This window comes from Anabaena sp. FACHB-595, from assembly GCF_048568275.1.
GTDB lineage: Bacteria > Cyanobacteriota > Cyanobacteriia > Cyanobacteriales > Nostocaceae > Trichormus.
In genome coordinates, this window is the sequence record NZ_CP183473.1 from 1,447,832 (window position 1) to 1,468,091 (window position 20,260).

At 39.0% G+C, this 20,260-nt stretch carries 9 protein-coding genes and 1 pseudogene; 7 read left to right on the plus strand and 3 right to left on the minus strand.

The genetic code is table 11. From position 1 onward, the window contains the following. Nucleotides 1–25 precede the first annotated feature (25 nt). Nucleotides 26–922 carry an MBL fold metallo-hydrolase gene (locus ACN222_RS06095; protein WP_010995400.1) on the minus strand — a complete coding sequence of 299 codons (897 nt, stop codon included), beginning with the start codon at nt 920–922 and terminating at the stop codon, nt 26–28. 747 nt (nt 923–1,669) lie between these two features. On the opposite strand from ACN222_RS06095, the gene ACN222_RS06100 reads away from it, so the two are divergent. From ACN222_RS06100 to ACN222_RS06125, 6 genes are all read left to right on the plus strand, one after another. After that, nucleotides 1,670–6,919 carry a PAS domain S-box protein gene (locus ACN222_RS06100; RefSeq protein WP_010995401.1) on the plus strand — a complete coding sequence of 1,750 codons (5,250 nt, stop codon included), beginning with the start codon at nt 1,670–1,672 and terminating at the stop codon, nt 6,917–6,919. Further along, on the plus strand, nt 6,912–8,123 hold the full coding sequence (locus tag ACN222_RS06105) for an EAL domain-containing response regulator (RefSeq protein ID WP_010995402.1): 1,212 nt from the start codon (nt 6,912–6,914) through the stop codon (nt 8,121–8,123). Before ACN222_RS06100 ends, ACN222_RS06105 begins: the two co-directional genes overlap by 8 nt. A gap of 156 nt (nt 8,124–8,279) precedes the next feature. Continuing rightward, nucleotides 8,280–9,443 carry a hybrid sensor histidine kinase/response regulator gene (locus tag ACN222_RS06110; protein ID WP_010995403.1) on the plus strand — a complete coding sequence of 388 codons (1,164 nt, stop codon included), beginning with the start codon at nt 8,280–8,282 and terminating at the stop codon, nt 9,441–9,443. A 787-nt stretch (nt 9,444–10,230) separates the two neighbouring features. After that, nucleotides 10,231–12,636 (plus strand): NACHT domain-containing protein, encoded by a 2,406-nt coding sequence (locus ACN222_RS06115; RefSeq protein WP_419756893.1) that lies wholly within the window; start codon nt 10,231–10,233, stop codon nt 12,634–12,636. Nucleotides 12,637–12,802: 166 nt separating this feature from the next. Further along, complete coding sequence (locus tag ACN222_RS06120) at nt 12,803–13,633, plus strand: lysophospholipid acyltransferase family protein (protein ID WP_010995405.1); 831 nt, start codon at nt 12,803–12,805, stop codon at nt 13,631–13,633. Between the two features lie 743 nt (nt 13,634–14,376). Beyond that, nucleotides 14,377–14,568 carry a hypothetical protein gene (locus ACN222_RS06125; protein WP_231865514.1) on the plus strand — a complete coding sequence of 64 codons (192 nt, stop codon included), beginning with the start codon at nt 14,377–14,379 and terminating at the stop codon, nt 14,566–14,568. Between the two features lie 153 nt (nt 14,569–14,721). On the opposite strand, the gene ACN222_RS06130 is transcribed toward ACN222_RS06125, so the two are convergent. Continuing rightward, a complete protein-coding gene (locus ACN222_RS06130; RefSeq protein WP_010995407.1) occupies nt 14,722–16,125 on the minus strand; it encodes an amidase in 1,404 nt (467 codons plus the stop codon). Between the two features lie 320 nt (nt 16,126–16,445). Between ACN222_RS06130 and ACN222_RS06135 the strand changes: the two genes are divergently transcribed. Beyond that, the gene (locus tag ACN222_RS06135; RefSeq protein ID WP_096637250.1) at nt 16,446–17,960 is read left to right on the plus strand and encodes a hypothetical protein; all 1,515 of its coding nucleotides are present in this window, start codon (nt 16,446–16,448) and stop codon (nt 17,958–17,960) included. A 138-nt stretch (nt 17,961–18,098) separates the two neighbouring features. On the opposite strand, the pseudogene ACN222_RS06140 reads toward ACN222_RS06135, so the two are convergent. Then, nucleotides 18,099–20,158 (minus strand): annotated as a pseudogene (locus ACN222_RS06140) (thioredoxin domain-containing protein). Between the last annotated feature and the right edge of the window lie 102 nt (nt 20,159–20,260).

Sequence of the window (20,260 nt, forward strand, 5' to 3'; positions counted from 1 at the left end):
CAAAATACCAAATCAATCTTAACTGTTAACTGTTAAAGGTTAAAGGTTGACGCTCATCAGTCATTAGCTCAATACACTTGTGCATTTGCTGACGCATTGTCTCAACGTCAGCATGAAAGCGTCGTCCATGCCCTGGTAATACCCAATCAAATGAGTAATCAGCTAATCGGCGCATGGACTTAATTTGTTCTGCCCAAGAATACCAGCATACATCACGAAATGCAGTCAATTGATGCCGATTTTCCGACCATGCAAGATGATCACCCGTAAACAGAAACTTGTTTTTGTATAGTAAAACTGTGTGTCCTTTAGTATGTCCAGGAACGGGAATAATTAATACATCTGGTTGTAAAGGGAATGGTTCCAAACCAGTTAACTGGATTTCTACATTCCGAGTTCCCGCAGAAATTTCATCGGTGTGCAAGATACGCTGACACTGAAAATGTTCAGCAAATTTTTGATGATCTGCCACATCATCCTGATGAGTTAAATACATATATTTAATTCCCCCCATCGCCTCTATTCGTTTTACTAAAGGCGGTGTAAATCGAGGAGAATCTACTAAAATATTTCCTTGTGAATGTTGAATTAAATAACTAGCCGCACCATAGGATTTTTCCGAATGATAGCCACAGTGATAAATATTTTCAGCCACTAAAATAGGAAAACTTTCCTGGGCAATTTTGATATCTTTGGGTTTTTCAACTGTGCCAATGGAACTGGTGGGACAAGATAAAAGTGCTTGCAGTGCTGCTAATCTTTCTGTTTCGTTTGTTGGTTGATGATATACTGCCGACATTTCATCAACACGATGAAAAACTTCCGGTGTCATCCAGCGACAGGTATCACAATCAATGCAGGTGGTATCTACATAAAAATCGCCGTTAGTATTTTGGGGGCGACGAAGATTTACATGAGCCATAGTACACCTCTGTTTGCCAAGTTAATTGCTAGGCGGGTAATTAAACCTGATGTCACAAGCCTAACAAAAACCACTTCCAACTATCAGCATCACTAGTAGTTCGTCGACCCAAAATTGCTTCCTCTACCCAACTTACTAGCGCGTCTCGTCCGCGAATATCAAAGACTCGTCCGCGAGTATTAAAGACTCGTCCGCGAATATCAGCAACTGAGGATAGATATACAGCCTCAAATGCTTGTCCTGTCTTGATTCTTAATTTTTAATTTTGCGTTCGCGGTAGCGTGTCGTAGACAAAAGTTCTGTAGGCGGGAAACCCGCCTACAGAACTTTTCAAGACGAATTTTAAATTGGTATGAGAATAGCGGCACCAGTTCCACGTCTCGTTGACTATTGACAGTTAACAGAAACAAGTTAATCATAAAAACTCCACCCACAAGGAAATGGAGTTTTTGTCAGTAGTCAGTGGCAAAGCGAAAAGTGCAGTCCTGGGTTCTACCCAAGAGGAGCAACTTTTCAAGAAAACGCCTAAAAACCACCCACTCTTGGGATGGGGTATTAAACCAGATCCTTTCAACAACTGACAACTGACACGCGCAGCGCCATAAAGAGACTGAGTGTTGTATTTCTTAATACAAACTATCTAGTATTTATACTCCAAATATTAATATTTAGCATAAAAATATTAGAAGATAAATAAAGTATCTGCTGTAGTTAATGATTCTCTGATAGTAACCATTTTAATGCTCTATGCAATCTCTACCTCAACTTTGCTGGCCACAATGCTTAGAGTCGGTTATTGACCTTTCGCCACTGACGGTTGAGCCGGAAATGCCATTGTCAGATGCAGTTTCCCAAATGGCAAAGCAAGGTGCTGCTATTGTTGTGGTCGCCAATACTCAGATATTAGGGTGGTTATCAGAAAGAGATGTGGTCAAGTTGGTAGCCTTGGGTGTTGACTTGCGAACAACCACAATTTCGCAGGTGATGAACACCTCAATCATATTTTTCCGGGTTGGACAATTTGAAAATATAGGGGCAATCATTTCTCTGTTACGTCAACATCAATCGTGTTGCTTGTTAGTGGTTGATGAACAAGAGCAACTAATGGGAACAATTACCTCTGAAAGTATTTATCAAGCTCTGGGAGCAGTAACGGAGTTGAATAGCCAAGAAGAACTAGAAACCTCACTGCAAGATTTTCAGTTGCTAAAGTCAGCAGTAGTTAATCCTCAAGATGCGATTGAGGCTAGTGAAAAGAGCCTGTGGCGTGTAGCTAATACCGCGCCAATATTAATTTGGATATCCGCTACAGATACATCATGTATTTTTTTTAATAACGCTTGGTTAGAACTGACTGGCAGTACCCTAGAACAAGAAATAGGTAAAAATTGGTCAGAAAGGGTGCATCCAGAAGATTTACAAGGTTTTTTAGATGCTTACTTACAAGCTTTTTATACTCATCAGTTTTTCTCGGTGGAATATCGCCTACTAGGATTGAATGGAGAGTACCTTTGGCTACTAAATATTGGGGTTCCCAAATTTACATCTAATGGTGATTTCGCTGGTTATATTAATTCTTGTATAGATATTACTGAACACAAGCAATATTTTGCTGCATTAGAGGAGAGTACAAACAGGCTCAAACTAGCACTAGAGGCGACCAACACAATTTACTGGGAGCGAAATCTTAGTAATGACCAGTTATTCTTTCTCAATCCTGTTGTTGAATTTGGAGATAGTGAAGGATTAACTAATAGCAAGGTTCTAGCCTTTTTCCATCCAGAGGACAGGGAAAGAGTGGATACGGCTGCACAAGAAGCGATCGCCAATTGTAGTTGTTTAGAAATAGAACATCGGCTGCCAGTAGCAGGGCAACCATCTAAATATAAATGGTTTCTCTCGAAATCTACAGTTCTCACGGACACAACAGGTAAACCTTCGCGGATGATTGGCATTTCGACGGATATTACCGACCGAGTGGAGGCACAAGACGCACTAGAACAAGCTAACCAAGAGTTAGAAAGGCGAGTAGCAAAGCGCACCTTAGCTTTACAGAAAGCAAATAGACAACTGCTGGCAGAAATTAGCGATCGCCAAATTGCTCAAGAGCAACTACGGCAATCTCAACAAATGTTGCAGCTAGTTATGGATACTATTCCACATAGTGTTTTTTGGAAAGATCGAAATTCTGTCTTTTTGGGCTGTAATCGTAACTTTGCCATCATGGTAGGTTATGAGCATCCAGAAAATCTTATCGGTAAAACCGACTATGATTTTCTACCCGATCCACGAAATGCAGACCTTTACCGCCAATGTGACGCGAGGATCATAGAAACCAATAACCCTGAATATCATATTATTGAACCCATGCTGGCACCAGATGGGCAACAAATTTGGCTAGAAACAAATAAAGTTCCTCTTCATGATCCTGAAGGTAATGTTGTTGGTGTTCTCGGCACTTTTGAAGATATTACTGAACGCAAGCAGGTACAAGAAGCTTTGGAAAAAAGTGAAGAAAGGTTTCGATTTTTGGCAGAATCTATCCCGCAACAGGTATGGATAGCTCAACCAGACGGCTACATTGAATATGTCAACCAACGCACCCTGGAATACTTTGGTAATGAGCCAGAGTCCATACTAGGCTGGAAATGGCAGCAATGGATACATCCTGATGATCGCCCCCATTGCTTGGAAATTTGGCAGCATTGTGTAGCCACTGGTGAACCCTTAGATGTAGAATTTCGCTGGTTAAGGACAACGGATCAAACCTATCGCTGGCACATAGGACGCGCCTTAGCACTACGCGATTCTCAAGGTAATATCATCAATTGGTTCGGTACAAATACAGATATTGATGATCGCAAACAGACAGAAGAAGCCCTGGCAGAAAGGGTAAAATTGTCAGACTTTCGCTCAGAAGTTGATACCATTCTCACTCAAAGTTACACCTTACAGGATTTAATGCGCGGCTCTGCTGATGCAGTAGTTAAACATCTCAATGCCGCCTTTGCTAGAATCTGGATACTCAATAAACAAGAAAATTTACTGGAATTACAAGTCAGTTCAGGCAGATACACCCACCTAGATGGGTCTCATAGATGTATACCAGTCGGTCAATGCAAAATCGGTTTAATCGCCCAAGTAGGAAAGCCTCACCTCACCAATTGTGTACAAACAGATCCGCTTATTAGTAACCCGGAGTGGGTCAAGCAAGAAGGAATGGTTGCCTTTGCCGGTTATCCCTTAATTGTGGAAAATGAGACACTAGGGGTGATTGCCATGTTTTCTTGTCAAGCACTCAGTGAATCTCATTTCCAAGCTTTGGGGATTGCCGCTAATCAGATTGCTATTGGTATCAAGCGTCAACAAACGGAAGCAGCGCTCAGGCATAGTGAAGAAAGGTTTCGCAACTTAGTTGAAACTAGTAGTGATTGGGTGTGGGAAGTTGATGAAAACGCTATCTATACCTACGTTAGCCCTAAGGTCAAAGATATTTTAGGTTACGAACCACAAGAATTATTGGGTAGAAGTCCCTTAGACATGATGCCACCAACAGAAGCAGAACGTGTCATAAAGATTTTTACTTCCTTTATGGCAGCACAACAGCCATTTAAATGTCTTGAGAACACCAATGTTCGTAAAGACGGTTGTTTAGTGGTTCTCGAAACCAGTGGAGTGCCGGTTTTTGATGCGGAGGGGAAATTTTGTGGTTATCGCGGGATGGATCGAGATATCACTGCTCGTAAGGAAGTAGAAACGAATTTATATCAAACTCAACAGCAGTTACAAGTAATTTTGGATAACTCCCCAGCGATAATTTATGTCATGGATTTGCAAAATCGGTTTATCTTGGTGAACCGACAGTATGAACAACTATTCCACACCACTCAATCTGAAATCGTCGGCAAAAGTGTATATGAGACTTGGCCTAATGATATTGCTCATCAATATGCCTTTAATAACCGTCAAGTGATTACCACTGGGATGGCTATAGAAGTTGAAGAAGTGGTTCCCCACGAAGATGGTCTACATACATATTTAAGTATTAAGTTTCCTTTAAAAGACCGCAATGGCATCGTTTATGCGATGTGTGGCATTTCTACAGACATTACAGAGCGTAAATTGGCAGAAGATTCGCTTCTCCGTTTCCACAAAGCGATGGAAAGTACAAGTGATGCTATTATCTTTGGTGATATTTTTAATATAAGTAATTATACTAACCCAAGTTTTCAGGAATTATACGGTTATAATCTAGAGCAATTACAAGCGGCAGGGGGGGTATGCACAGTTTTCCAGGAGCCTCAAAAGCAACAAGAAATAATGGCTAGGGTGATGAAAGGGGAATCTTGGCGGGGTGAAGTGGCCATGCGATCGCGTGATGGTAGCCTATTACAAGTTGATCTTAGGTCAGATGCCATTAGAGACAGCAATGGTAAAATAATAGGTACTGTATGTATCCATACAGACATAACCAAACGCCAGCAAGTAGAAGAAGGTTTAAAATTACGCGATCGGGCGATCGATGCTAGCAGTAATGGCATCATTATTGCTGATGCTAGCACTCCCAACAGACCCATTATCTATGTTAATCCTGCCTTTGAGCGCATGACTGGCTACTCTTCAGACGAAGTGATAGGACAAAACTTCCGTTTATTCCAAAGTGCAGATATCGATCAACTAGGATTACGAGAACTGAGTACGGCCATGCAGGCAGGTAAAGCTTGCACTGTGATTCTCCGCAACTATCGCAAAGATGGCAGCCTCTTATGGAATGAGTTAAACATCTCCCCTGTTTATGATCAAACGGGTCAACTTACCCACTACATCGGCATTCAAACAGATATCACAGAGCGTAAACAAGCAGAAACAGCACTACTGGTCAGCCAACAGCGACTACAATATTTACTGACATCTAGCCCTGCTGTGATTTATACCTGTAAAACCTGTGGAGATTTTGGCAGTATTTTTGTTAGTGACAACATCACCACCATAACTGGCTATCCAGCCCAAGAATTTACAGAAAATTCCGACTTTTGGTCTAATCATATCCATCCAGAAGATGCACCAGCAATCTTGAGAAAACTTTCTAGCGTCTTAGAGGAGGAAATTTACAAATTAGAATATCGATTTTTACACAAAGATGGGACATATCATTGGATATATGACCAAGGACGAGTAGTAAAAGATGACACAAATAATCCAGTGGAAATGGTCGGTTACTTAATAGATATTACAGACCGCAAACAACTCGAAGAATACTTAAAAGTAGCACTCGAAAAAGAGAAAGAATTGAGCGAACTTAAATCTCGCTTCGTCTCCATGACTTCCCACGAATTCCGCACGCCGTTAAGTACCATTTTATCTTCTTCTGAATTACTAGAACACTACCGCCACAAATGGACAGAGGAAAAACAACTCACCCATTTACATCGTATTCAAACTGCCGTCAAGCGGATGACGGAAATGTTAAATGACATTTTAATCATTGGTAAGGCAGAAGCCGGGAAACTAGAGTTTATGCCTAGACCCCTTGATGTCGTCGCCTATTGTCAAAATTTAGTGGAAGAAATCCAGCTAAACCTGAATAATCAGCAAGTTAATTTTATCAGTGAACATCAATCCATGTCATGTTGCATGGATGAAAAATTATTAGGACATATTCTTATTAACTTAATCTCTAATGCAATTAAATATTCTCCAGCTAACAGTAATGTTCAAGTTAAATTTTATTGTCGAGATCGATGTGCAGTATTTGAAGTTCAAGATTGGGGTATTGGTATTCCAGCAGAAGATATTACACACTTATTTGAATCATTTTATCGAGCCAAAAATGTTGGCAATATCTTAGGTACAGGGTTAGGATTAGCAATCGTCAAAAAATGTGTAGATATTCATCAAGGTGAAATATCTGTTTCTAGTAACCCAGAAGTTGGTACTCTATTTACTGTGAATATTCCTTTAAAACAATCAATAAACGAAGAGGTCAAAAATGATTAAAATTTTAGTAATTGAAGATGAAGAATCAGTCAGGGAAAATATTTTAGATTTGCTACAAGCTGAAGATTTTCATACCGTGTCTGCTGCTAATGGACGCATTGGCATAAATTTAGCATTGGCAGAATTTCCTGATTTAATTTTGTGCGATATGATGATGCCCGAAGTTGATGGTTATGGGGTATTATCAGCATTACGCCAAGAACCATTAACGGCAACAATTCCTTTCATTTTCCTCACGGCAAAATCTGCCAAAGCAGATTTCCGCCAAGGTATGGATATGGGGGCAGATGACTACCTAACTAAACCATTTACCAGGGCAGAATTACTCAGTGCTGTGATGAATCGTTTAGAAAGACAAGCCACTTTAAAAAAGTACTTAATCAATCACAATGGCATTAAAGTCTCATCTCCAAAAACTCAGTTGCTAGAGATGAGTCTACATAAAGTTATTCAACAACAAAAATTTCCAGAGTTTGAGGTGCAATATCAGCCTATCGTTGATATTGCTTCAGGAAAAATAGTTGCAGCAGAAAGTTTATTACGTTGGAACAGTCCTGAATTAGGTTTTGTTTCCCCTTCGGAATTTATTCCATTAGCAGAGTCTACAGGTTTAATTGTGCCAATTGGTCAATGGGTAATAGCTAATGTTTGTCACCAAATCAAAAGTTGGCATGATTCTGGAGTGGATTTCTTAACCATTTCTGTGAATTTATCAGCAATGGAATTTAATAAACCAGATTTAATTCAGAGAATTACTGAAGCTTTAAAAAGCAATAATATAGCACCACATTATTTGGAAATAGAATTAACTGAAAGCATGATTATGCAAGACCTAAATAGTGCAATTTTCACCATGAATGAATTGCAATCTCTAGGTGTTAGGCTTGCTATTGATGACTTTGGTACAGGTTACTCTTCTTTGATTTATCTCAAAAATTTGCCAGTTAATACACTGAAAATTGACAGGTACTTTATTCATAATGTTGCTAAGGATAAACAAAAATCTGCCATTACCAAAGCTTTAATAGAAATGGCACACAATATGAATATGCAAGTAGTGGCTGAAGGTGTAGAAACAGAATCAGAACTATACTTTTTAAAGCAAAATAAATGTGATGCCATGCAAGGATTTCTCTTTAGTCGTCCATTACCAGCAGTAGAATTTGAAAATTTTCTGTGGAATAATAAACATTTGTCTGTATAAAAAATAGCCAAATGACCACTACCGTTAACCAAACGTTAACTCGATAATTACTAAAATATAGTGATAGTTGCTTTTTGGTAATTTTTTTATAAACAAAGATCAGTAATCATCCATACAATCTTATGCAATTATTAAAAACTTATTTTGTTGACCAATATGAATAAAATTCTGGTTATTGAAGATGATATCCATGTACGCCAAAATATCTTAGATTTGTTAGAAGGTGAGGGATTTAATATACTTGAAGCGCACAATGGACTCCTTGGTGTGCAATTAGCTCAAGAAGAAATTCCTGACTTAATTATTTGCGATGTCATGATGCCAGAACTAGATGGATATGAAGTCTTAAAGGCATTACGCCAATGCCCAGAAACGGCAATAATTCCTTTAATTTTTCTAACTGCTAAGTCTGATAAGAATGACTTCCGTCAAGGTATGGAGATGGGAGCAGATGACTATATCATCAAACCTTTCACAAGAGCAGAGCTATTAGCAGCTATTGCCTGTCGATTAGAGAAACATATCACAATTAAACAAGAGAATCAAAGAAAACTAGATAATCTACGCAACAGTATTGCTTTATCTTTGCCTCACGAAATGCGAACACCTTTAAATGGGATATTAGGCTTTTCTCAAATTCTGATGGAAGAGAGTGATAGTCTTGATTCGCAAGCGATTCAGGAGATGGCAGAATCCATCTATTTATCTGGTGAACGTCTATTTGGCTTGATTCAAAACTTTTTAATGTACGCAGAATTAGAAGTTATGGGAACTGACCCACAGCAAATTAAATTGCTGCAAAGTCAAACTACCATATTTCCTAACCCAACACTAATAGAACTTATTACTGAAAAAGCTAAAAAAGCAGCCAGAAAAGCCGATTTAAGCTTAGAATTACATCCCTGTAGTGTAAGAATTTCTACAACCAAGATAGCTAAAATTATAGAAGAATTATTAGATAATGCTTTCAAATTTTCCTCTCCAGGCAGCCTAGTTAAAATCAAAAACCAGGTTATTAACAATTGCTTAATCTTATCATTTATTGATCATGGACGAGGAATTACAGCAGCACAAATTGCTGAATTAGGAGCGTATCAGCAATTTGAACGTAAACTTTATGAGCAACAAGGTTCTGGATTAGGTTTAACTATTGCTAAACGCATAGCTGAACTACATGGCGGCAAATTAAAAATTCACAGCAAGCCACAAGAAAAAACAATTGTGCAAGTAGTACTACCATGTAGCCAGCGACAAGAAGACTATTGTGACAGTACTTACTATCAAAAATCGTCAACTATAGGAATCCGAATGGATTATTGAAAAAATTTAACGCGAGGACTGTTGAGAGTTGATAGTCAACAGTCCTGATTAGTAGTTATGCAACTTAGACGCGCATTAGCTTATCTGTAGTGGCGTGGCAAGGCTAAAATAGTGCGAAAAAATTGTATGTTGGATTACCCTGCGGGAAGGCTTCGCCTACACAAAGCCTCAACCCAACCTAAGCCTAATCCATCATTTTAGGCCTGTCAGTCCAGTAGGGTGGGTATTGCCAGCCCTTTCAACGCGTTCATTTGTACTACCTATTTTTAGGCTGAAACCTCTATTCTTGCGTTACCGTCAAATTAAGTTTTTTAGTTATCCATACAAGTTGACGAGATTCGCAGATCAAAAACGGTCAATATATGACCGATAAAATTGTTCGTTTTTTTGAAGATTTCCCACAAGCCTTATTTTTAGGGGGTTAATTGGAAGTGTTTTTTGAACACAAAATTTAGTACATTAGTTCGCGTTGAAAGGGCTGGGTGGGTATTGCCCAACACTAATTCCTCCAAGCCGGGGAACTCTTTTAGCAGTTGCGCCCCTAAGTGTACTTGTATTAGTTAAGCATTTGCAGTGAACAAAATATTAGTGGCTAATATATTTACGGCAGGAGACTTACACCGCATCATCAGTACTTTAGGAAAAACTGCACTAGCCAATTAGCTACTCCCTACCGACTTTAGTAAAAGCTTAAGCATTGCTCAGATTGCCATTGGCTCTTTGGGCAATGCCGTAAGCTAGTTGGGTATGTAGATTTGGCTGACTCAAGTTCTATTATGTACAACGGATGTTTGCGATCGCGTTGGTGTTTTTGTATAAGTTAGTATATAAGTTGTATAAATTGTATAATAACGGACAAATTGTTGTCATGGCAAAGCGATCGCTCCAAGCCTCTGCGGAAGGTATTAGAAAAGCAAAGCAGGCTTTTAAGCGCAAAGGATGGACACAAGAATATCTGGCGGCGGAAGTTGGTTTAGAAACACGCCAGTCAATATGGAAATTTTTTACTGGTAAACCTATAGATCGTCACGTCTTTAATGATATTTGCTTTGCGCTAGAACTGGAGACAGCAGAAATTTTCCAACAATCCGTTGAAAATTCTTTATATTTAGAAGGTGACGAATATAGCCTAATAGATATTGATCTTCTAGTACAAAAATTACGCTCTATTCATCACGACAAAATTCAGGCTCAATGTAGCACATTACATCTTTTAGATATTGCTAGACCAATTTTACTTAATGACATTTATATTGATGTCAACATCAGCGAGGAAATTTCTAGTAAAAGATGGTTAGATATTCAAGATTTACAAAAGCTAGGTTCCCATAATATTAATTCTCCCATTTTTACACAACGAGATCAAAAATCAATCGGGGGTTTAGAAGCTCTGAAAAAATATTCCAAAATGATATTATTGGGGAAACTAGGCTCAGGTAAAACTACATTTTTACAATCAGTTGCTCTGAGTTGTACTCAAGGAATATTTCAGCCAAATTACCTACCTATTTTTGTCAATCTCAAAAACTTTGCGGAAGATGCTAAAGATTCTCGGCAACTTAGCTTATTTAAATATATACTCGACCATGTGATGAACTTTGGCATTACTGAAGGAGAATTGAGGACTGTATTATCTCATGGTAGAGCCTTAATTTTGTTAGATGGGTTAAATGAGATTATAGGACAGAACCATGAAAAAAACATCAATAAAATTCACGGTTTTATCCAAAAATTTTATAAAAATCAAATAGTTATTACTTGCCGTACAGGCACAAACTATTCTAATTTTCATGGCTTTACAGAAGTAGAAATCACTGATTTTGATAAAATAAAAATCACCGAATTTGCTAATAAGTGGTTCTTGAGAGTAGCTAACAATTCGCAAGAAAAATCTAAATTTTTAGCACACAAATTTGTGCAAAGGCTCGAACTAGAAAAAAATCATCGTCTTCTTGAGTTAGCTAACAGACCAGCCTTATTGATTCTTTGCTGTTTGGCATTCCAGTCTGCGGCAGATTTCCCTTTTCATCATTTTGAAATTTATAAACAAGCATTGGATTTGCTTTTAGTCCGCTACGATGATGTAAGAGTAATTCAATACAGTCGAACTTTTACTAATTTATCTCTGTTGCACAAAATCAAGCTACTTAGTCACATAGCCGCAATTAGCTTTCATCAAGGGGATTATTTTCTCACTGAAACAAAGCTCCAGCAAGTAATAACTGAATATCTACTCCATCAAAGCAATACCATAACTGATACAGATGCTTTGGAACTAGAGAGTACCGCAATCATCAAAACAATTGAATTACAGCATGGTTTATTAGTTGAAAGAGCGAAAGGCGTTTACTCTTTCTCTCATCTCATACTTCAAGAGTATTTTATAGCTAGAGAAATCGTAGCTAATGCAAATAATCAAATGCTGCAAGAATTAGTTAGCCATTTATCTGATCAACGCTGGCATGAAGTATTTTTGCTAGTTGTCTGGATGCTACAACCAGTAGATAATTTATTAAAATTAATCAAGGAAAAGATTGATAATATAGCTATCGGAAATCGCAGACTATATCATTTTATACAATGGGTAGAACACAAGTCTGCTCAAGTAAGTTATATCTACCATCCTGCTAGTGTACGTGCTTTTTACTTTAGTATAGCTTTACCTCCAGAACATCCCTTGGCTTGTAACCAAGATTTAGCAATATCCTTAGAGCATCAGTTTACTGGTAGTTTGTCTATAGACTTAGCATTAGATTTGGCTTTAACTAATGCACTAGCGATGAGTATGACAATGACGGCTGATATATTTTTTGCTAGGTTATCTACTTTAAATTTAGCTCTAGACTTGAAGCACTTATTAGTCAATCAGGTATCTTTACATAACTCACTGCAAAATATTAAAAACCAGTTACCATCTTCTACTCAAGGAAGAGAATACTTAAGAGATTGGTGGCTATCAAATGGACAAGCATGGACTGAAGAATTACGCGATTTGATGATTAATGAGCGTAAGATTGGAATTGATTGGCAGTTCGTACAACAAGATTTACAAGATTTACAAAAGTATTGGGATGCCAACAAATTACTAATAGATTGTCTAAAATTTGCTAGAGATATTTCACCTACTTTACGTTATGAGTTAGAAACAAGTTTATTTTTAGCTAAACAATATCAATTAAATGTAATTATGTAAATCAACTATGGGTAAAAAAATTTTGGATGCGGTCTAAACTACTAGTTAAGTGAGTTTCATATTTAGATATGGTAATTGAGCATACCTTAATTATTCACAGGCATTAATTTAATTTATAACTAAGAAATTATGTTATTTAGAAGTATGTTTATTAAGTAATCAAATCATGCCTACATATACGTCACTCCCAGGTTCATCATTAATAGAGCGAGATCCTCAGGTTATTGAATTATTGATGCCAGTGTGGGAATGGTTTTATCGTTACTACTTTCGAGCAACAACTGACGGATGGCATCATATCCCAACAGAAGGTAAAGTACTGCTGGTTGGTTCTCACAATGGTGGAATGGCTTCTCCTGACCTGATAATGATGATGTATGATTGGTTTTCTCGATTTGGAACTAAGCGTTTGGTGTATGGGCTGATGCACCCTTACGCTTGGAAAGTCAGTCCTCAAATCGCTCACCTAGCACAAAAAATCGGCGCTATTGTGGCGCATCCAAAAATAGCTGGCGATGCTTTTGATCTGGGTGCTAGCGTTCTTGTTTACCCTGGAGGACAATATGATATGTTCCGTCCTTACAGCCAACGCCACAAAATTAATTTTGCCGGACACCAAGGTTTTATCAAGCTAGCTTTAAAAAAAGAAGTCCCCATCGTCCCCCTCATATCGGTAGGCGCACATGATACATTGATTGTTTTATGTGATTGCTATGATTTAGTCAAACAATTCCATCAATGGGGCTTACCCTGGTTTTATCAAGTAGATCCAGGCGTTTTCCCTATCTACTTGGGTTTACCTTGGGGTTTGTCTATAGGCCCTCTACCAAATATTCCTCTACCTATGCAAATTCACACTCGCGTCTGTCGTCCGATTATTTTTGAACGTTATGGCAAAGATGCAGCGAAGGATCGTGATTATGTAAATAGTTGCTATGAATTAGTCTATACAAAAATGCAATATGAGTTAGATAATTTAGTGAGCAATTCTCGATGAAGGTGCGCTTAATTATTTTAAAAGTCGGGAATTATCACGAGAAAATCTCTGCGCGCCTCCCTTCTCTCCGCGTTAACAAGGCTAAAATTTGGCGCAGCTTGAAGTCCTAATGCTCAATGATAAATATTTGCACACACTGCTTATCACTCTAAGCGCCATAGGGCTTTACATGACTCAAAAATATTTTCAAGACAGTGGCGATGGGAAACGATGAAAATGTGATTATTACTGCTATGCAAGCATTATTTTATACATAACTTCCAAGTGTTATTAAGCTCTTTTTTTAGATTTAAAGCCTGATTTGTGTTGTCAGGCAATAGTTTATCGGCAATAGATGTTAAATGTATCTTTAAATACAGCGATTTTTTATCTAAATTCAAGGAGTCCTCCTGCTAAAGCCCCAAATATCATTGCAGATTAAAAAAAATACATAAAGAGTATATGATAACTTTACTTTTCTCTCAGCCTAAAAACTGACCTAATAGGTTTTTATATCTTTTCTTCATTATTAAGACTATTAATTGAGTTAACAACTGAAACCAGTAATATTTCCCTAGCAATCATCTGCATGACAGAGCAAGATTGAGTTACAACAAGGTGCATCCCATGAACTCACTCATATTCATAGGGATTTAGATATGACTTCAATAAATTCAAAATCTCCAAAAATTTTTCGTCAAACTAAGCCGAATAAAAAACTGCCAACTTCGAGCAATTTGCTATACACAGGTTTGACCATAACCATGCTACTTTGTACATATGCTACAGCGAAAGCTCTTTATCCCTCCCTTGCGGATTTTTTCTCTGCTGCCAGTGGTGGTAGATTTGAGTCTACATCCATACCTTGGTTAAATAGTAAATCTGAATGTGAATACACTGGACGTTATTGGCGTGATAACCAATGTTGGGATAGTGAACATCAGCCAATGTTTTGATTGCTAATTTTTCAGGACTTATGTAATTAATACATCAGCTTCAACTATGGGATTTGAATATTATTGATTGATAAGCTAATAGTGTTGAGTTGAGAACAATCAGTCTGACTATAAGAAATCCTCGGCTCTCTGCCAGATGTAGTGTTAGCTAATTTAGCTGAAGACGGCAAAGGCTGGACGATATTTGTTCCAAGGATTAGCAACTTCTATTTGTGCTGCCAGGCTGATTAAGGTAGCTTCTGCCGCAGGTCTGCCAATTAGCTGAACGCTAATAGGTAAACCGTTACGATCAAAACCTGCTGGTAAAGCGATCGCCGGTTGTCCCGTAGCATTGGCTAGTGGACAAGGGGCTACCCAGTTAATAATTTGTTGGAATGTATCTTCTGGACTCAAAGCAGCCCATTCCCCAACACGGATAGGTGAGTGCAGGTATACTGGCAATACTAGTACATCTATATTGTCAAAAAATGCCACAATTTGCCGTGCTACTATTTGCATTTTATAGACGGCTTGGATGTAATCAGCAACAGTACCAGTTCTCGCTAATAGCCAACGATTAACTGGCTGTAATATCTCCGGTGGTAAACCTGATCCCGCTACACCAGATTGCCAAACGATTTGGAAAGGTTCTACTAACCCACTCAAGTCTAAAGACTTTTGTTCTATGTGATGTCCGAGTTGTTCTAATAACTTAACTGTTGTCAACACACCTTGTTGGCAATTAGCGTCTGCTTCACCCAAGGGAGGAATATCTGTGGCAAATGCGATTCGTAACTGAGTGGGTGGTGTCTGTGCGGCATTTAAAAACGACGGTTCAGGATCTGGTAGCCAATAAGGATCACCTGTCACATAACCAGACATAGCATCTAATAGGGCGGCTGCGTCGGCAACAGTACGGGCAATTGGCCCATTAGTGGAAATGCCTGCCAAGCGATCGCCTACTGGCGCTTTACTAACTCTACCCCTTGCTGGTTTAATGCCCACCACACCGCAACAAGCCGCAGGCCCACGAATCGAACCACCACCATCGGAACCTTGGGCGATCGCACATAAACCGGCTGCAACTGCGGCAGCTGCCCCACCACTAGAACCGCCAGGGGTGTATTCTAAGTTCCAAGGATTTCTGGCTGGGACAAATCCCGTAGGTTCTGTGTAGGGAAATGAACCTAGTTCGGACGTAGCTGTTTTACCTAAAATTGTGAACCCGGCTTGTTTGATGCGTGTCACTACACCATCGTCGAATTGTGGGATGTTGTTTAACAAAGCTGGATTGCCGTAGGTACAAGGGACACCAGCCACAGCGTTGAGGTCTTTGATGGAAATTGGTACGCCGAAAAATTGCGGTAGTTCAGGGGTTGTTGTGAGTAATTCTGTTTTGGCTTTAGCATCAGCGATCGCCAATTCTGCTGTCACCGTAAAGTAACTTCCCAATTCTGGGTTTAACAACTGAATCCTTTGTAAATATATTTCCACCAACTCTAACGGCGACACTTCCCGGCGGCGAATTAATTGCGCCAACTCTAATGCTGGGGTAAAAGCTAAATCAGTTTCATTCATAAAGTGAGAGGAAAAATACCCGATATTTAACTCAAAAACTGGACTCGTTACTTTAGCAAAATTTCTGGGAAATATAAATCTATCGTTCCTATGATTTAACAATCAAGCAGTTTCACTAGTGCTACTAGACATTTTCTCAAAGTTTACACAATAGAAGTACTTGGAGTAGTTGTTTTTACTCAGGATTCTTTCACCGTAATCATGTAATCACTCACGCAACAAGGGAGTAAAAATTCCTTTTCCCAGTTCCCAATTCCTCGTTCCCAATTGCTATTTTCACGGTCTTACATAAATTTTTGTTCCATCCCCCAGGGATAGCTATGACAGATTTAGAAATACTTATTAATAACTTGCCAAAAATTGTTTATGGTTTGAGACTTACTTTAGGTAATTCTCAGGAGATCATACAACAAGTTGTGCTGATTAATCAGGCTCAGGAGCAGCTGCACAAGATTCAACAGGCGATTAGCTATGCACTGCCGGAGGCAATCGCTCAACAATTAAGTTTTGCTACCCATCAAGCTACTGCTACCCCACCTCAGATGAGTGCTACAAGATATTTGTTAGTACCCAGTATTTTGCGGGTAGAACCAACTATTACTGGTAACACAAGACTAATTACTGAAAAATTCGGCAATCCTGCCATAGAAATATCTTTAGATACTTTAAAATCGAAAATAAATTACTGGCTGGAATGGGGTGATTTATTACAAGCGATCGCCGCAGATATTTTAATTGATTCTCATCTGGTCAATAAAGTAAATGCAGATATTAATTATCCCAGCTTAAGTAAGCATATTGAATATTTAAGCAAGAGTATAGATATCAAGTTAGCTTTTAGTAATCCAAGAACTTTAGAAAAGCAAATTCAGCAGATTATTAACCTTGAAGAGGAAGTATTAAAAGCCCAAGACAGACTATTTTATGTGGTCAACACCATTAAAAATAGTCAGGGATTATTAACAATTCTACTGGCAATCTCATCGTTTTGTGGTCAATCAGGCTTTGCGATAGAATGGTTAGATGATACTCACGAATTGATTATATCTAGTGAAAATAAGTTTCAAGAATTGACGGATATTCTCAATGATTGCGAAAAATATCAAAATAGACTCACTGCTTTTTTAAACGAATGTCAACAATTAAAGGAGCAAGCACAGAAAAGTTTAACTAATAACAAATATATAAATCGACGTACAGAGAAAACATCTGATAATTTTTCACCAATATTACGTACAACTCTATTTGTCACATCAAGTTTAGTTGTTCTCACCTTTGGTATCGGGATTATCAAAAATAAAATCAATCAACCTCAACAAGCTATTCAAAATGTTGACCCAGAAACACAAGCTGTTAGTAATTTCAAATCTGCTTTAAAACTCGGAATGGAAGCTTCTTCCATAGCTCAAAATCCGCCTTATCCTCTGAAAGTTTGGCAAAAAGCCGCAGGTAAGTGGCAGCAGGCAATAAAATTCTTAAGCTTGATTCCTGAAGGAACATCTGTTTCTATAAAGGCACACGATAGACTAATTCGTTACCGACGTAATTATGATGCGATTAATAAAAGAGCAGCAACTGAAAAACAAGCATTAATGAACTTAGAAGCAGCCGAAAAGCTAGCGATAGAAGCTGAATTTTTTATAAAAACTTCGCCAAATTCATTATTGGCTTGGCAGCAATCAAAAGATAAGTGGCTACAGGCTATTAAATTATTAGAATCTATCCCCCAAAATAGCTTTACTTATCAACAAGCTCAAGCTACACTTCCCAACTATAAAACACACTATGCAGCAATTAATGCCATCATTCAAAACAGATTACAGTCCGTGAATTAGAAATATTTTGTTCACCAATTCAACGCCTAACAAACTGTTTTATATGGCGGCGCGCTCGCTTTAGTTCTTTGAGACGACCAATATATAAATATTGAATTGATAACTGTGGCAAAAGTAGTTATTTACACCCTTTCTTCTCTATCCCCTATTTTGACTTTGCTGTACTTGTTGTAATAACATTTCCACACTTGCGGCTGATGGCAAACACTTCAAGCCTTGGCAAACTAAGCCCACACTATTGTCAGGTAAATTAGACACTACAGCGAATGCAACCGTGGGTAAGTAGCTGGGGATCAAAGTATGAATTTGCTCATTTGTGCTGCGAATCAAGGTAGAATTACGATACCAATCTAAAGCCGTGAACAAACTAGGACAAGCTTGAGGAGCGCTAGACATGACACTTTTGAAAGCTTTTAACCCTTGTTCGGCTAAATCGAGATAGTGTAAATCATCGGTGAGTAATGACAGACGCACGAGATTAGCGATCGCCACACCGTTAGCTGAGGGTGTAGCATTATCCATATAGCTACGTTCTCGTATAATCAAATCTTGACTAGCATCACTAGCTGTATTAAAGTAACCACCAAGCTCTATACTCCAGAGAAACTCATCGAATTGGTGTTGTAGTGCGATCGCTTTTTCTAACCAAAATCGATTTTCAGGTTCAGCAGTGTGTAAATCCAGCAGTGCTTTAATAAATAAAGCATAATCTTCCGACTGAGCCAACACAGCCGCTTCCCCTCGATAGTTGAGTCTGTGGAAACGCCCATCGACAAATTGATTTTCTAAAATAAAGTTCGCCGCCTTAGCTGCTAGTTCTCCAGCCAAAGGTTGCTGAAATACCCCAGCAGCTCTCGCCAAACCGGAAATCATCAAACTATTCCAAGCCACAATCATCTTTGTATCCGTCACCGAAGGGATACGTCCTGGCCAGTGAGTAGTTTTTGCTTCCTGGTTGTCCTGTGCTGGTGGAAAAGTCTCTAGGGTATCCGCAGCACTACCGTAACGAGCAGCAAACAATTTTCCTAATGCAGTTTCTATCGTTGCGCCCAATTCCCCTGGTTGTCGGCGTTGCAGTACATTCTTACCTTCGAAGTTACCTTGAGGACTGACTGTAAATTGCTGTTGTAATTCTGTTAATTCTGTTGGCGTTACCAGTTGTTCTAACTCAGCATAACTCCAGACATAAAAAGCACCTTCCTCTGGTTCTACGTCCGTGGGAGTGGTGAAACTATCAGCATCTTGAGCCGCGTAAAAATAACCTGCCGGTGCAGTCATTTCCCGTTGCAGCCATACAACAGTTCCAGTCAACAGCCCTTGCAAAAGCTGGCTCCTTGACTCCCGCACTCCATAAATTTGCCAGATACTCGACAATTTGACCATTGTCATAAAGCATCTTTTCGAAGTGGGGAACAGTCCAAGTAGGGTCAACAGTGTAACGGTGGAATCCCCCAGCCACATGGTCATAAATCCCACCTAAAGCCAAATCCAGACCCCGTTGAGTAGACCACTTGCTGGCCATCATATCGGGACGCAAAATTAAATCTAGTTCCTCGCAATGCTAATTCAGCATAGGGAATCATCGGAAAACTATTACCGTATTCGTTGCGAGTAATTACGCTTGTGTTAGTTTCCCAACCACGCTTTAGCAATTCGCTTTCTTCCGCTTCTTGGGTAGCTTCCCCTTTTAATACCGCAGAGGTGAGGAGCGATTCCACAATTAGGGCTTTCCGTTGGCGCAAATCCTCTTTTTCGGTATCGTAATAGCGACGTAGTGCTTCCAGAATTTGCAAAAACCCAGGACGGTTGTACTTTGGCTCTATAGGAAAATAAGTACCAGCGTAAAACGGAACTAAATCTTCTGGTGAAAGAAAGACATTTAAAGGCCAACCCCCCTGACCACTCATCATCTGCAACGCCTGCATATAAATGCTGTCGATATCTGGTCTTTCTTCCCTATCCACTTTAATAGGCAAAAAATTAGCATTCATATAGTCGGCTATAGCTTGGTCAGAAAAAGCTTCACCTTCCATCACAGTACACCAGTGACAACTGGAGTAACCTATCGACAAAAAAATTGGTTTATCTTGTGTTTTAGCTGTTGCAAGAGCTTCATCACACCAAGGCCACCAATCAATGGGGTTTTCGGCGTGCTTGCGGAGGTAGAGACTCTTGGTTTGGGCAAGGCGATTAGTCATGATGCAGATGGTGGTAGTTGCCTTCTTTGCCCAGTCTAGCTTGAATGAGTCATGAGTGCTGAGTCATGATTTTCTAACTTTGCACCCTATTCCCTACTCCCC